The sequence below is a fragment of the Streptomyces griseochromogenes genome, assembly GCF_001542625.1.
Classification (GTDB): Bacteria; Actinomycetota; Actinomycetes; order Streptomycetales; family Streptomycetaceae; genus Streptomyces; species Streptomyces griseochromogenes.
In genome coordinates, this window is the sequence record NZ_CP016279.1 from 1254264 (window position 1) to 1267717 (window position 13454).

Annotated in this window: 14 protein-coding genes; 7 read left to right on the forward strand and 7 right to left on the reverse strand. The window is 70.2% G+C overall.

The annotated features are described in order from the left end of the window. Positions 1 to 357: 357 nt before the first annotated feature. The 3 genes from AVL59_RS05940 (at position 358) to AVL59_RS05950 (ending at position 4267) form a co-directional block, all read left to right on the forward strand. Positions 358 to 1683: a PhoH family protein gene (locus AVL59_RS05940; RefSeq protein ID WP_067300134.1), complete on the forward strand. Its 1326-nt coding sequence runs from the start codon at positions 358 to 360 to the stop codon at positions 1681 to 1683. Positions 1684 to 2089: 406 nt separating this feature from the next. Continuing rightward, positions 2090 to 2788, forward strand: a complete 699-nt coding sequence (locus AVL59_RS05945) for an aggregation-promoting factor C-terminal-like domain-containing protein (protein ID WP_237281445.1) — start codon at positions 2090 to 2092, stop codon at positions 2786 to 2788. Positions 2789 to 2956: 168 nt separating this feature from the next. After that, positions 2957 to 4267, forward strand: coding sequence for an AI-2E family transporter (locus AVL59_RS05950; RefSeq protein WP_067300136.1), 1311 nt, complete (start codon positions 2957 to 2959; stop codon positions 4265 to 4267). 22 nt (positions 4268 to 4289) lie between these two features. Here the strand turns inward: AVL59_RS05950 and AVL59_RS05955 are convergent, their stop codons facing one another. Together AVL59_RS05955 and AVL59_RS05960 are read right to left on the reverse strand one after the other, a co-directional pair. After that, the gene (locus tag AVL59_RS05955; RefSeq protein WP_067300137.1) at positions 4290 to 4823 is read right to left on the reverse strand and encodes an alkyl hydroperoxide reductase; all 534 of its coding nucleotides are present in this window, start codon (positions 4821 to 4823) and stop codon (positions 4290 to 4292) included. A 1-nt stretch (position 4824) separates the two neighbouring features. Then, positions 4825 to 5379 (reverse strand): peroxiredoxin, encoded by a 555-nt coding sequence (locus tag AVL59_RS05960; RefSeq protein WP_067300138.1) that lies wholly within the window; start codon positions 5377 to 5379, stop codon positions 4825 to 4827. A gap of 141 nt (positions 5380 to 5520) precedes the next feature. On the opposite strand from AVL59_RS05960, the gene AVL59_RS05965 reads away from it, so the two are divergent. The 4 genes from AVL59_RS05965 to AVL59_RS05980 all read left to right on the forward strand — a co-directional run bounded on the left by AVL59_RS05965 (position 5521) and on the right by AVL59_RS05980 (position 8432). Further along, complete coding sequence (locus AVL59_RS05965; RefSeq protein ID WP_372450360.1) at positions 5521 to 6468, forward strand: LysR substrate-binding domain-containing protein; 948 nt, start codon at positions 5521 to 5523, stop codon at positions 6466 to 6468. A 189-nt stretch (positions 6469 to 6657) separates the two neighbouring features. Beyond that, on the forward strand, positions 6658 to 7551 hold the full coding sequence (locus AVL59_RS05970; protein WP_067300140.1) for a hypothetical protein: 894 nt from the start codon (positions 6658 to 6660) through the stop codon (positions 7549 to 7551). 61 nt (positions 7552 to 7612) lie between these two features. Next, positions 7613 to 7999 (forward strand): roadblock/LC7 domain-containing protein, encoded by a 387-nt coding sequence (locus tag AVL59_RS05975; protein ID WP_067300141.1) that lies wholly within the window; start codon positions 7613 to 7615, stop codon positions 7997 to 7999. Positions 8000 to 8003: 4 nt separating this feature from the next. Then, on the forward strand, positions 8004 to 8432 hold the full coding sequence (locus tag AVL59_RS05980) for a hypothetical protein (RefSeq protein WP_067300142.1): 429 nt from the start codon (positions 8004 to 8006) through the stop codon (positions 8430 to 8432). 51 nt (positions 8433 to 8483) lie between these two features. On the opposite strand, the gene AVL59_RS05985 is transcribed toward AVL59_RS05980, so the two are convergent. From AVL59_RS05985 to AVL59_RS06005, 5 genes are all read right to left on the reverse strand, one after another. After that, positions 8484 to 10805 carry an ABC transporter permease gene (locus AVL59_RS05985; RefSeq protein WP_067300143.1) on the reverse strand — a complete coding sequence of 774 codons (2322 nt, stop codon included), beginning with the start codon at positions 10803 to 10805 and terminating at the stop codon, positions 8484 to 8486. Beyond that, on the reverse strand, positions 10802 to 11500 hold the full coding sequence (locus AVL59_RS05990; protein WP_067300144.1) for an ABC transporter ATP-binding protein: 699 nt from the start codon (positions 11498 to 11500) through the stop codon (positions 10802 to 10804). Before AVL59_RS05990 ends, AVL59_RS05985 begins: the two co-directional genes overlap by 4 nt. Continuing rightward, positions 11497 to 12021, reverse strand: a complete 525-nt coding sequence (locus tag AVL59_RS05995; RefSeq protein ID WP_067300145.1) for a PadR family transcriptional regulator — start codon at positions 12019 to 12021, stop codon at positions 11497 to 11499. Before AVL59_RS05995 ends, AVL59_RS05990 begins: the two co-directional genes overlap by 4 nt. A 145-nt stretch (positions 12022 to 12166) precedes the next feature. Further along, positions 12167 to 12424, reverse strand: coding sequence for a type II toxin-antitoxin system antitoxin (locus tag AVL59_RS06000; protein WP_067300146.1), 258 nt, complete (start codon positions 12422 to 12424; stop codon positions 12167 to 12169). Beyond that, positions 12421 to 13356, reverse strand: a complete 936-nt coding sequence (locus tag AVL59_RS06005) for an SPFH domain-containing protein (RefSeq protein WP_067300147.1) — start codon at positions 13354 to 13356, stop codon at positions 12421 to 12423. Before AVL59_RS06005 ends, AVL59_RS06000 begins: the two co-directional genes overlap by 4 nt. Between the last annotated feature and the right edge of the window lie 98 nt (positions 13357 to 13454).

Below are 13454 nucleotides of genomic sequence, written 5' to 3' on the forward strand. Positions count from 1 at the left end.
CGTCGGTCACCAGGCCGACGGGGCGTTCGTTATATCCCTGTTGGGTTGGACGTAACAAGGAGTTCACCAGCGCGCTGTTGGCTGCTTTTGCATGGCAGTGCATGTTCGAGGGCATAAGGCAAGCAGGTCGATGCCCGAACCCCGGGCGTCGGATCTCAGCGGGCGGCACGGGGCCGTCCGCCCGGGAGGCCCTTTGCACCAGCCCGACCGTGCCGTCACTGCACGGAAGCAGCCGCGGAGGTCCGGTGTCCGGCCCGCCCTGCGCGGGGGCCGGGGACCGGTCGCAATGCTCCCGCCCTCCCGGCCCGGCTTCCACTTCGTCGCTCCCCGACCTCATCCGAGGGGGTACGTCCTTCCGTGGTGACCAGCACAAAGCGCCACAAGCCAGACCGGCGCACCTATGTTCTCGACACCAGCGTCCTGCTGGCCGACCCCAATGCCGTGACCCGCTTCGACGAGCACGAGGTCGTGCTCCCCATCGTCGTGGTCACGGAGCTGGAGGCCAAGCGGCACCATCCCGAACTCGGGTACTTCGCCCGCCAGGCCCTGCGCCTGCTGGACGACTACCGGGTGAAGCATGGTCGCCTCGACGCCCCCATCCCGATCGGGGAGCTGGGCGGAACCGTCCGTGTCGAGCTCAACCACTCGGACCCCAGCGTGCTGCCCACCGGCTACCGCCTGGGGGACAACGACTCCCGCATCCTCGCGGTGGCCCGCAATCTGCAGGCCGAGGGGTTCGACGTCACCGTCGTCTCGAAGGACCTGCCCCTCAGGATCAAGGCATCCTCCGTCGGCCTGCTGGCCGAGGAGTACCGCGCCGAACTCGCCATCACGGAGAACTCCGGCTGGACCGGAATGTCCGAGCTGACGCTCCCCGGCGAGCAGGTGGACATCCTCTTCGAGGAGGGGCATGTGTACGTTCCGGAGGTCGCCGACCTCCCCGTGCACACTGGCCTGACCATCCAGTCCGAGCGCGGCAAGGCGCTCGGCCGCATCACCTCCGAGGGCAACGTCCGCCTGGTGCGCGGCGACCGGGAGGCGTTCGGCATCAAGGGCCGAAGCGCCGAGCAGCGCATCGCGCTCGACCTGCTGCTCGACCCGGACGTCGGCATCGTCTCGATGGGCGGCCGGGCCGGCACGGGCAAGTCGGCGCTCGCGCTGTGCGCGGGTCTGGAGGCGGTCCTGGAGCGCCGCCAGCACCAGAAGGTGATGGTCTTCCGGCCGCTGTACGCGGTGGGCGGGCAGGAGCTGGGCTATCTGCCGGGCAGCGAGGCCGAGAAGATGAGCCCCTGGGCGCAGGCCGTCTTCGACACGCTCTCGGCGGTCACCAGCCGCGAGGTCATCGAGGAGGTCACCGCGCGCGGCATGCTGGAGGTCCTGCCCCTGACCCACATCCGGGGCCGTTCCCTGCACGACGCCTTCGTGATCGTCGACGAGGCCCAGTCGCTGGAACGGAACGTCCTGCTGACTGTTCTGTCCCGGATCGGCGCCAACTCACGGGTGGTTCTGACTCATGACGTGGCACAGCGGGACAATCTGCGCGTAGGCCGCTACGACGGTGTGGTCGCCGTCGTGGAGAAGCTGAAGGGGCATCCGCTCTTCGCGCATGTCACGCTGACCAGGTCCGAGAGGTCCCAGATCGCCGCCCTTGTGACCGAAATGCTCGAAGAAGGTCACATCTGAGTGGGTAGCTGAGCAGGCTCAGTTGGTGCCGTCCGGTGAAGGCGAAGAGCCTAGCCGGGCGGCGCCGTGGCGTGTGGGGCTTTCCAGAAATCCCCAGGGGCAAACGAGGTGTGAGCTTTCACACTCAACTCGGAATTGCCTCCCGGTGTCGGGTTACGGCAGAGTCTCAGTCCTGTCAGGCCCCGCATACGACACACCTGTACCCCCAGCGGTACGGCACCTCAGAAGCACCATCTTCAACTCCATAGAGTCGTCGTATGCCGCCCGAGCACCACACGGCCTCTCCCTCTCAGGAGTTGTCCACCGGGCCCGCGCCTCCCGTGACCCCGCAGTTGGGAGGCCAGTGCCAGGGGCACGATTGCGTCCGCCAGGGTCACCGAAGCGGGCGATGCTGGAAGGAAACCGTGTGAGCCGGATTTCGGTCCGGGGATTCGCAGTGGCCTCGGCCACCGCGGTCACCGCTGTCGGAAGCGTCGTCGGCGTTGCCTCGGGCAGCACCGCGCAGAACAACGACGCCGAGGCGACGGCAGCCGACGCCACGCTCCTCGCGGACATACCCGCGGGTCAGCAGGCCCAGGTGCAGACCGCGTCCCTGACTCAGCAGGCCGACGCACAGGCCATCGCCGCGGACGCGAGCGCCAAGAAGGACGCCGAGGAATCGGCCCGCAAGGCCGCCGCCGAGACCGCGGTCGCGAAGAAGGCCGCCGCCGAGAAGGCAGCCAAGGAAGCCAAAGAGCGCATCGAGGCGAAGTCCACGGCGGCCAGCCGCGACAGCACCCGTGACTCCTCCAGCTTCCCCGTGCAGACCAGCTACAGCGTCGCGCAGATCCAGGCGATGGCGCGTCAGATGGTCGCGGGCGGTCAGTTCCAGTGCTTCAGCAACATCGTGGACCACGAGTCCAGCTGGAACTACCAGGCGACCAACGCTTCCTCCGGTGCCTACGGCCTCTTCCAGGCCCTGCCCGCCGGTAAGTACGCCTCCGCGGGCGCCGACTGGCAGACCAACCCGGCCACCCAGATCAAGTGGGGCCTCAACTACATGAACGAGCGGTACGGCAGCCCGTGCCAGGCCTGGTCGTTCTGGTCGGCCAACCACTGGTACTAGGCGCTCCGCCGGGTTCGGCCGGCCGGGCACGTCCGGTGGGCCCTCTCAACCTTGCAAAGCCCCTCCCCGTCCTTAGGGGAGGGGCTTTCGCCCTGTACGGTCGTATGCGAACGGCTCCAGGGGGGAGTGGTGGCGAGCACGCGGGGACGCGGGGGAAGAGGACGGATCATGTCGCGAGTGCCAGGGTGGCTCGGCCGGCTCGGAGCCGGCCTCACCGAAGTGAGCGAGCGCCTGGACGAGCGTCGTGCCGAGGTGGAGAAGGAGACCGAGCCCGAGCCGGCCGCCCCGGTCGCCGTCGCGGACGAGGCGCCGCCCGCGCCCCGGCCCGCGCCGACGACCGGCCCCCGCCCCGATCCCGCCGAGGCCGTCCCCTGGGGTGTGCGGGTCGCGGCCGAGGCCGGGTGGCGGCTGCTGGTCCTCGCCGGCACCGTCTGGGTGCTGATGCGGGTCATCAGCGCCGTACAGCTGGTGGTCTTCGCCTTCGTCATCGCGCTGCTGATCACCGCGCTGCTCCAGCCGACGGTCGCCCGGCTCAGGCGCTACGGCGTGCCGCGCGGCCCGGCCACCGCGATGACCGCCATCCTCGGCTTCGTCATCATGGGCCTGATGGGCTGGTTCGTGACCTGGCAGGTCATGGAGAACATCGACAGCCTCTCCAACCAGATCCAGAGCGGCATCGACGATCTGCGCAACTGGCTCCTGAAGAGCCCCTTCCACGTCACCGACAAGCAGATCAACCAGATCGCCAAGAACCTCCGCGAGGCGATCGGCGCGAACGCCGACCAGATAACCTCCGCGGGCCTGGAGGGTGTTCAGGTCATCGTCGAGGCCCTGACCGGCATCCTGCTGGTGTTCTTCTCGACGCTGTTCCTGCTCTACGACGGCGAGCGCATCTGGCAGTGGTTCCTGAAGCTGGTGCCCGCCGCGGCCCGCCCGGGCGTGGCCGGCGCCGGCCCGCGCGCCTGGCGCACCCTGACGGCCTACGTCCGCGGCACCGTCCTGGTCGCCCTGATCGACGCCATCTTCATCGGCATGGGCATCTACTTCCTGGACGTGCCGATGGCCGTCCCGCTGGCCGTCTTCATCTTCCTGTTCTCCTTCATCCCCCTGGTCGGTGCCGTCGCCTCCGGCGCGCTGGCCGTGATCGTGGCGCTGGTGACGCAGGGCGTCTTCACGGCCGTCATGACCCTCATCGTGGTCCTCGCCGTCCAGCAGATCGAGGGCCACGTCCTGCAGCCGTTCATCCTCGGCCGCGCGGTCCGCGTCCACCCGCTCGCCGTGGTCCTCACGGTGGCGGCCGGCGGCATGGTGGCCGGCATCGGCGGCGCGGTGGTCGCCGTACCGCTGGTGGCGGTGACGAACACGGTGGTGGGGTATCTGCGGCAGTATTCGCTCGAGATGCAGAGCCGGCAAACGTCCGCGGCGGCCGAGGAAACGGCGGCCGAGCCGCATGCGGAAGACCCCGCCCACCAAGGGTGAGCGGGGTCTTACGGAAGCCGGGTCACTCGGAGAGGACCGCCTCGGCGTCGAGCGTGACGCCGACCGCCTGAACCACAGAGGCGATCTTGAACGCCTCCTGGACCACCTCACGGTCGACCCCGGCCTTGCGCAGCACCTGCTCGTGCGAGTCCAGGCACAGCCCGCAGCCGTTGATCGCGGAGACCGCGAACGACCACAGCTCGAAGTCGACCTTCTCCACGCCCGGGTTGCCGATGACGTTCATCCGCAGACCCGCGCGCAGGGTGCCGTACTCGTGGTCGGACAGCAGGTGACGCGTCCGGTAGAAGACGTTGTTCATCGCCATGACGGCGGCCGCGGCCTTCGCCGCGGTGTACGCCTCGGGCGTGAGGTTCGCCTTCGCCTCCGGCTCCAGCTCGCGCAGCACGATCGGGGAACGGGAGGCGATGGCGGTCGCCAGCACCGTGCCCCACAGCTGCTGCGCCGGCAGGTCGGAGTTGCCGATGACCGAGCCCAGGTTGAGCTTCAGGTCCTTGGCGTAGTCCGGGACGCGGGACTTGAGGGAGTCGAGGGACAACTCACTCACCGGCCAGCAGCGCGACCGGGTCCAGCGTCTCGTCGCCCTTGCTCCAGTTGCACGGGCACAGCTCGTCCGTCTGCAGGGCGTCCAGGACCCGCAGGACCTCCTTGGGGTTACGGCCGACGGAGCCGGCGGTCACCATGGAGAACTGGATCTCGTTGTTCTGGTCGACGATGAAGACGGCGCGCTTGGCGAAGCCGTCCTCGCCCTCGATGCCCAGGTCGCGCATGAGCTCGTGCTTGGAGTCGGCCAGCATCGGGAACGGCAGGTCGCGCAGGTCGTCGTGGTCCTTGCGCCAGGCGTGGTGGACGAACTCGGAGTCACCGGAGAAGCCGAGGACCTGCGCGTCGCGGTCGGCGAACTCGTCGTTCAGCTTGCCGAACGCGGCGATCTCGGTCGGGCACACGAAGGTGAAGTCCTTGGGCCACGCAAAGATGATCTTCCACTTGCCCTCGTAGGTCTTGTGGTTGATCGTCTCGAACTCCTTGCCCTTCTCCAGCGAGACACAGGCGGTCAGTTCGAACTCGGGGAACTTGTCACCGACAGTGAGCACGTGCTCTCCTTGCAGCGAAGAAAGACCCCTTTTGAGGGTATTTCTCGTATGGGTTGGACGCTGTCGATGTTGGCACAGGGTGCATTGATTAGGGAAATAGCTACACTTGGTCAAGTTGATCGGAGGTGGCTATCAGTGACCATCAGTAGCGGCAAGCGGAAGCAGCCCAGCCTGTCCCAGCTGCGAGCCTTCGCCGCCGTGGCCGAGCATCTGCATTTCCGGGACGCGGCGGCCGCCATCGGGATGAGCCAGCCCGCGCTGTCCGGGGCGGTCTCGGCGCTGGAGGAATCACTGGGCGTGACCCTTCTCGAGCGTACGACGCGCAAGGTGCTGCTCTCGCCGGCCGGTGAGCGGCTGGCCGTCCGGGCGAAGGCGGTGCTGGCCGCCGTCGGGGCGCTGATGGAGGAGGCCGAGGCGGTCCGGGCGCCGTTCACGGGGGCGCTGCGGCTCGGGGTCATCCCGACCGTCGCGCCGTACCTGCTGCCCACCGTGCTGCGGCTGGTGCACGAGCGTTATCCGCACCTCGACCTCCAGGTGCACGAGGAGCAGACCGCGAGCCTCATCGACGGCCTGAACTCGGGCCGGCTCGACCTGCTGCTGCTGGCCGTCCCGCTCGGCGTTCCCGGCGTCGTGGAACTCCCGCTCTTCGACGAGGACTTCATGCTCGTCACCCCGCTGGACCACTGGCTCGGCGGACGCGAGGGCATCCCGCGCGAGGCGCTGAAGGAGCTGAACCTGCTGCTCCTGGACGAGGGGCACTGCCTGCGCGACCAGGCCCTGGACATCTGCCGCGAGGCGGGGCGCAAGGACGCGCCGGTCACCACCACGGCCGCCGGACTCTCCACCCTCGTTCAGCTCGTCGCCGGCGGCCTCGGCTGCACCCTGCTCCCGCGCACCGCCCTCAAGCTGGAGACCACCCGCAGCAGCCAGCTCCTGACCGGCTCCTTCGCCGAGCCCGCCCCGAGCCGCCGTATCGCCCTCGCCATGCGCTCCGGCGCGGCCCGCGGCGCGGAGTACGAGCAGCTGGCGGCCGCCCTGCGCGAGGCGATGCGCCCGCTGCCGGTGCGGGTGTGGGACGGCAACGGCTGACAGCCCGGCGCCCCCATGTCGAAAACGTTCAAATGAGCTACGCGCAAAGCGAGTTGAACGGCATCAATCACCAACTTCAGCCAGCTGGGGACAGGTCGGAAAGACCTGGCTGAAACACGCCTGCGAACTGATACACATACCCCCTCAGTGCGACGCGTCAAGCGTCTGTGCGACCTGCCAAGGGGAGTGATGTCGGACGTTCGGGACGCCCTGGGCCGCGTCGGTCACGACCGGCTGGCGCACGCCCTCGCGGTCTGCGGGCAGGCGGAGTTCACCGGGGAGCTGCGGGTGTCCGGCCGGCCCGGCGGCGCCTTCCACCTGAGGGACGGACTCGTCGTCGCGGCCGAGAGCCCCGGCGCCCCCGGCCCCGACGTCCTGCTGCTGCGCACCGACCGCATCGACGCCGAGCGATGGGCCGGGCTGGTGCGGGAGTCCGGCGGGGCCCGCTGGCCGGCCGCGGCGCTGGTCGCCCGCGGCTACGCGGGAGCCGCTCAGCTCAGGGTGGTGTGCGTGATGGCGCTCCAGGACGCCGCCTTCGCCATCGCCGCGGGCCGGGTGGACGGCTGCGAACACCTCGCCGGCACCGAACCGCACGCCCCGGTCGCCGTCGGCGAGGCCCCCGCCCGGCTGATGCAGGACGCGGCCCGCAAGCTCGCCGCCCTCGCCGCGCTGCCGTACCCGGTGGGCCCCGAGCGGGAACGCCCCCTGCCCGCCCCGTCGGCCGCCCGCCCGCTCACGCCCCTGCAGCAGGAGCTGCTCACCCACGCCGACGGCCGCCGCACAGCGCGGGACCTGGCCTTCCGTGTCGGCCGGGGCGTCTACACCGTCACCGTCGAGGTCGCGCGGATGCTGGCCGAGGGGTTCCTGGAGTGTCCCGGCACACCGGCCACGATCCCCGTCCGGCTGCCGCCGGAGGTACGGGCCGTGCGGCACCGTGAACCGCCGCCGGAGTCACCCCCCATGCCCACTGTCCTGCCGCGCCGTGAACCCGGCGCCAGCGGCATCACCGAAGCCCTCGCCCCGCCCAGGCACGGGACGAGCTGGAAGGGGTTCTTCCGGCTGCGGCACCAGACCGCCGAGTGAGAAGGGCGGACGGCCCGCCGCGACGGACGGACCCGAACGGAGAAAGAGGGAGTTCCACCAGATGAATCGCGAAGCGCTGGCGCTGGAGATGCGCGGGCTGCGGGAACGGGTGACCGGTATCACCGATACCGCCGTCGCGGCCGCGGACGGTCTGCTCATCGCGTCCGACACCGCCGAATCGATCGACCCGGAGGGGCTCGCCGCCCTCGCCGCGGCCGGACTCGGCCTCGCCCGCCGCACCACCCAGGCCACCGCGCGCGGAGCGCTGCGGCAGACCGTGGCGTACGGCAGCCACGGCTGTGCCGCGTTCTACGCCGTGGGCGACACGGCACTGATGGTCGTGCTCGGCGACGAGGGACTCGACCTGGAGAGCCTGCACCGGGCGACCCGGCCGGCCCTCGACCGCATCGGCTCGATCCTCACCGAAAAGACCACCGAAGGAGTGTGAAGGGATGGCGACGAAGCGTATGACCCCGGGTTTCTCCGACCAGGTGATGAGCCTGGTCAAGTCGCTGCGATCGAACGCGCCCGACTGCGTCGCGGCCGGCGTGGTCGACATGTCCACCGGCATGCTGTTGTCGTACGAGACCGTCGACAACCACCCGCCCGAGGTCCTGGACCTGCTGGCCGGAGCCACCCTCGACCTGTTCCAGGGGCGTACGGTCGTGATGATCGAGGACATCTTCAAAGAACGCCGTGGGGTCAGCGACGACTCCCACTTCTTCCAGGAGATCCTCGTCAACAGCGAGAACCTCACCCACCTTTTCGTGCGGATGAACGAGCAGCAGGACGTCGTCGCGGTCGTCGTCTGCCGTAAGTCGGTGAACGTCGGCATGCTGCTGGCCCAGGCGCGCAGGGTGGTGCGCGAGCACAGCCTGTGAGGAACGGGACATGGGCCCTTCCCGGCGGGAAGGGCCCATGCGAGGGGTGCGCTATTCGGTGCGCAGGCCCTCCGCGCGCATCAGCCGCAGCAGCGGCGGCAGGCTGAGCAGGGTGACCGCGAGGACGACTGCCGCGCCGACACCGGCCATCGCCAGCACGCTCGGCCAGTCCACGCCCACCGTCGTGCCCACCATCTTCAGCAGCACCACGCCCAGCGTCAGCCCCACGGCCGAGGCGAGCAGCAGCCCGAGCGCGATCGGGATCGCCGTCTGCCACAGCACCGACAGGCTCAGGGTGCGCCGCCGGGTGCCGAAGGCCACCAGCGCCGACAGGAGCTTCTTGCGCTCGCGCAGCTGCTCCAGCTGCGACACCAGCAGGCTCGCGCCGATCAGCGCCAGCACACAGGTGGCGCCGACGAACACCCCGGTGCGGATGGAGTTGAACTGCTGGGACCGCTCGGTGGACGACCACACCATCGTGTCCGCCAGCGGGTCCATGGCCGCAGCCGTGTTGCGGACGTACTCGTGCGCGTCCTTCACCGAGTCGTCGAGCTTGACGAACACCGATCCGCCCACCACGTGGCTCATCCGGGCGGGCACGGCGGACGGTGTCATCAGCACGCCGCTGTCCGTGGTCCCGTTCGGGCCGACGATCGCACGGGCCGGCTTCAGGCCGCCCGGTACCGTCCAGAACGCCTTCGGGCCCGGCATCCTGCCCTGGCTCGTGTCGATGCGGATCCTGTGCCCCGGCCGGATGAGCTTGGCCACCTCGGCGTCGCCGTCCCCGCCCCTCGCCAGGAACATGTCCCCGTCGCGGCAGGACGCGAGCCGCGCCACCTCCCGCAGGTTGTCGCAGGTACCGACGGTCACCAGGACCGTGGAGTCGCCCTCGCCACCCAGTTCGGCGCTGCCCAGCACGGTGGCCTCGCGCACCCCGTTGGTGGCGGAGAACTTCTTGGCGGCCGGGCTGAAGTCGATGCCCTGCGACAGGTTGACCTGCATCTGTATGCGGCCGGGGTCCTGCCCGGTGCGCTTGGTGAAGTTGCCCTGGATGCCCGCGAACAGCATCTGGAGCGCGATCGCCCCGGCCACCGCGACCGCGATGCCGTTCACCATGCGGGCCGCCGATCCGCTGCTCAGCTGCAGCCGCCGTACGGCGAGTTGCCAGGCGACACTGCCCGGGCCGAGCCGCGCCACCACCGCCTCGACGACCCACGGCAGCAGCGCGGTGACGCCGATGAGCAGCAGCATGACGCCGCCGATCACCAGGTACTCGTTGAAGTCGCCGTTCGAGTCGCCCTGGCCGATCATCGGGGCGAGCATCGCGAGCCCACCCAGGGGCAGCAGCAGCCGCCACCACAGCCGGCGGCGCGCGGGCTTGGCCGTACGGACCACGCCCAGCGGCTCGATGACCACTCCGCGCAGCGCGAACAGCGTGACCAGCACCGCCGCCGCCGGAACCGCGAGGGCCACCAGGGCGGCCAGCTCGGGCGAGGGGTCGAGATCGCTGGGGAACACACTGACGTCCATGATCTCGACCGAGCCCGCCAGCTGCCGGCCGAGCAGGAAGAAGACGGCGCCGAAGACCAGTCCGACCAGTGAACCGGTGAGTGCCTCGCCCGCCGCGATCCGCCGGGTCATCCGGCTGTCGGAGCCGACCAGCCTGAGCGCGGCCAGCCTCCGGTCGCGCCGCTCGCCGCCGAACCGTACGGCCGCGGCGATGAACACGGCGACCGGCATCAGCAGCACCACGAAGGCGACCAGCACCAGCAGGAGCAGGACCGGGTTCATCGGGTCCGACGTCGTCTTCTGCTCCGGCCCGTACGTGTTGATGCGGGCCGTCCGCCATCCGTCGATGCGCGGGGCCAGGTCCTTCGCGCCGGCGTAGTAGGAGAGTTCGCGCGAGCCGACCAGGCCGCTCCGGCCGATCGTCCCGACGATCCGGTACGGCAGCCGCTCACGCAGCAGCTTGCCGTCACCGGAGTCCAGCAGGTTCTTCAGCTCGGGGGAGACGAGCATCTCGCCCGGCGCCGGGTACCTGGACAGGCCCGGCGGGACCGGTGCCCGCGGGCCCTCGGGCTCGACCAGCCGGCCGCGGATGTCCTTGCTGTGGTACGACGAGTCGGCGTCCGAGATCACCAGGGTGTCGGCGGCCTTGGGCCGGGACGAGACGAAGGTGTGGTCGGCGCGGGCCTCGCTGCGGTCGTTCCGCGTCGCCAGCGCGTTCGGGATCGCGGTGGTCAGCAGCAGCAGGGCCACGCCGAGGCCGACCCCGACCGCGGTCAGCAGCACCCTGACCCAGCCCTCGCGCCCGCCCGTGAAGGCGAACCGGGCCCCCATGCCCAGGTCGCGAGCCCATTGACGGGCATTCATACGATGCGCTCCATGTCCCGGGACTTGCCGTCGCGCACGACGATCTCGCGGTCGGAATAGGCGGCCACCCGGGCCTCGTGCGTGACGAGGACGACGGCCGCGTTGGTGGAGCGGGCCGCGTCCGTCAGCAGCTCCATCACGCGCTCGCCGTTGAGGGAGTCCAGCGCGCCGGTCGGCTCGTCGGCGAACAGCACCCGGGGGCCGGTGACCAGCGCCCGCGCCACGGCGACCCGCTGCCCCTGGCCGCCGGAGACCTCGCCGGGCCGCTTGCCCCTGAGGTCGTCGACCTCCAGGCGCTGCATCCAGCCCAGCGCCGCCTTCTCGGCCTCCTTGCGGGAGGTGCCGTTCAGCCGGAGCGGCAGCGCCACGTTCTCCACGCAGGTCAGCTCCGGTACGAGCTGCCCGAACTGGAAGACGAAGCCGAACTCGCTGCGCCGCAGCGCGCTGCGTTCGGCGTCGGACATGGTCGCCAGCTCGCGCCCGTTGTACGTGATCGAACCGGAGTCGGGCGGCACGATCCCGGCGAGGCAGTGCAGCAGCGTGGACTTGCCGGATCCGGAGGGGCCCATCACGGCGACGACCTCGCCGGGGTGGATGGAGAACTCGGCGCCGTCCAGGGCGAGCGTGGGGCCGTAGGCCTTGCGCAGGTTCTGGGCGGCGAGCAGGGTGCCCGGGGGAGGGGTGACGCCGGTCATGCGGTCACCTCCGTGCGGAGCTTGTCGAGGCGGGCCGCGGTCAGCTCCAGCCAGCGCAGGTCGGCCTCCAGGTGGAACAGCGCGTGGTCGCAGATCAGCTGGTCCGCGAGGTCGCCCCGGCGCTTGCGGTCGGTCAGGATCCGCATGCTGCGCAGGTGCTCGGCGCGCTGGGTGTCGAGGATGACGGCCGCGTCCCGGTGGGTCAGCAGCGCGAGGACGACCTTGGTGTACAGGGTCGACTGGAGGTACTCCTCCGGCTTCTCCGGGGTCTGGAGCCACCGCTCCACATCGGTGATGCCGGCGTCGGTGACGGCGTACCGCTTGCGCTCGGGCCCGCCGCCCGCCTCGATCCCGTCGACTTCCACGAGCCCGTTCTTCAGCAGCCGGGACATCGTCGAGTAGACCTGGCCGTAGTGCAGCGGCCGGTCGTGACCGAACTTCTCGTCGAAGGCCCGCTTCAGGTCGTAGCCGTGTCGGGGGCCGGACTCCAGGAGCCCTAGGAGGGTGTGACCGATGGACATGAGAAGCACTCTACACACGGTGTATACGCCGCATGTATACGCGGAGTGTGTAGATCATGGCGGGGTGTGCGGAGGTGCTGGTGGGGGCCGATTGTCAAAGTTCGGTAACGACCATCGGCCCGTCCGGCGAGGGAGGGCGAGCCGTTCAGGCCGACGGGGGTTCGGGGGTGGAGCCCCCGGGCGGCCGCCCGCGGCGCGGCAGCGGTCCCGTGTCCCGCGGCAGCCGCCCGGCGTCGGCCAGCGCCTTGCGCAGCAGGAACTCGATCTGCGCGTTCGCGGACCGCAGTTCGTCCCCGGCCCACCGCGCCAGTGCCTCGTACACCGAGGGGTCCAGCCTCAGCAGCACCTGCTTGCGCTGCTGAGGCCGACGCTGGGGGGCTGAACCCCCGGAGGGTGTCGTCACTGGTAGAGCGTTCCGGTGTTCAGTACCGGCTGCGGTGCCCGGTCCCCGCACAGCACCACCATCAGGTTGGACACCATCGCCGCCTTCCGTTCCTCGTCCAGCTCCACGATGTCCCGCTCCGCGATCCGGGCGAGAGCCGCCTCCACCATGCCGACCGCCCCGTCGACGATCTCCCGCCGCGCCGCGACGACCGCGCCGGCCTGCTGGCGCTGGAGCATCGCCGAGGCGATCTCGGGAGCGTACGCGAGATGCGTGAAGCGCGACTCGATGATGCGCACTCCGGCCGCCTCCACGCGCGCGTGCAGCTCGGCGGCGAGCTTCTCGGTGATCTCCTCGGCGTTGCCGCGCAGTGAGAGGCCGTCCTCCTCGTGGGCGTCGTAGGGGTACTCGATGGCGATGTGCCGTACGGCCGTCTCGGTCTGTGTGGCGACGAACTCCGCGTAGTCGTCCACCTCGAACACCGCCTGCGCGGTGTCCTGCACCTTCCAGACCACGACCGCGGCCAGCTCGATCGGGTTGCCGTAGGCGTCGTTGACCTTGAGGACGGCGGTCTCGTGGTTACGCACCCGCGTGGAGATACGGGTCCGCGAGGTGAAGGGGTTCACCCAGCGCAGTCCGTCCTGGCGGATCGTGCCCCGGTACCGCCCGAAGAGCTGGACGACCCGCGCCTCGCCGGGCGCGACCGTGTTCAGGCCGCGCATCGCGATCACGGCGGCGAGGAAGACGAGGACGCCGCCGACGACGAGGCCGGCCTTGGCGCCGGAGGCGGAGGCCGCGGAGGAGGCGGCGAAGAGGGTGACGGAGACGGCGAGTCCGAGCAGGCCGAGGAGCAGGGCGAGTCCGCCGCCGATGCTGTGCGCCTGGACCTCCCGCACGCGCGGGGCGGGCATCTCGGGTATGTCGGCGGCCGTGGACGTGTCGTGTGTGGACATGGGTGTCCCCCCGTTCTGCTGGGCTTAGCTTCGTTCTAGCTAAGTGATATCACTTTAACGCCGCAGGCAACCTGCAGCCAGCCATATCCGTCGGTTCC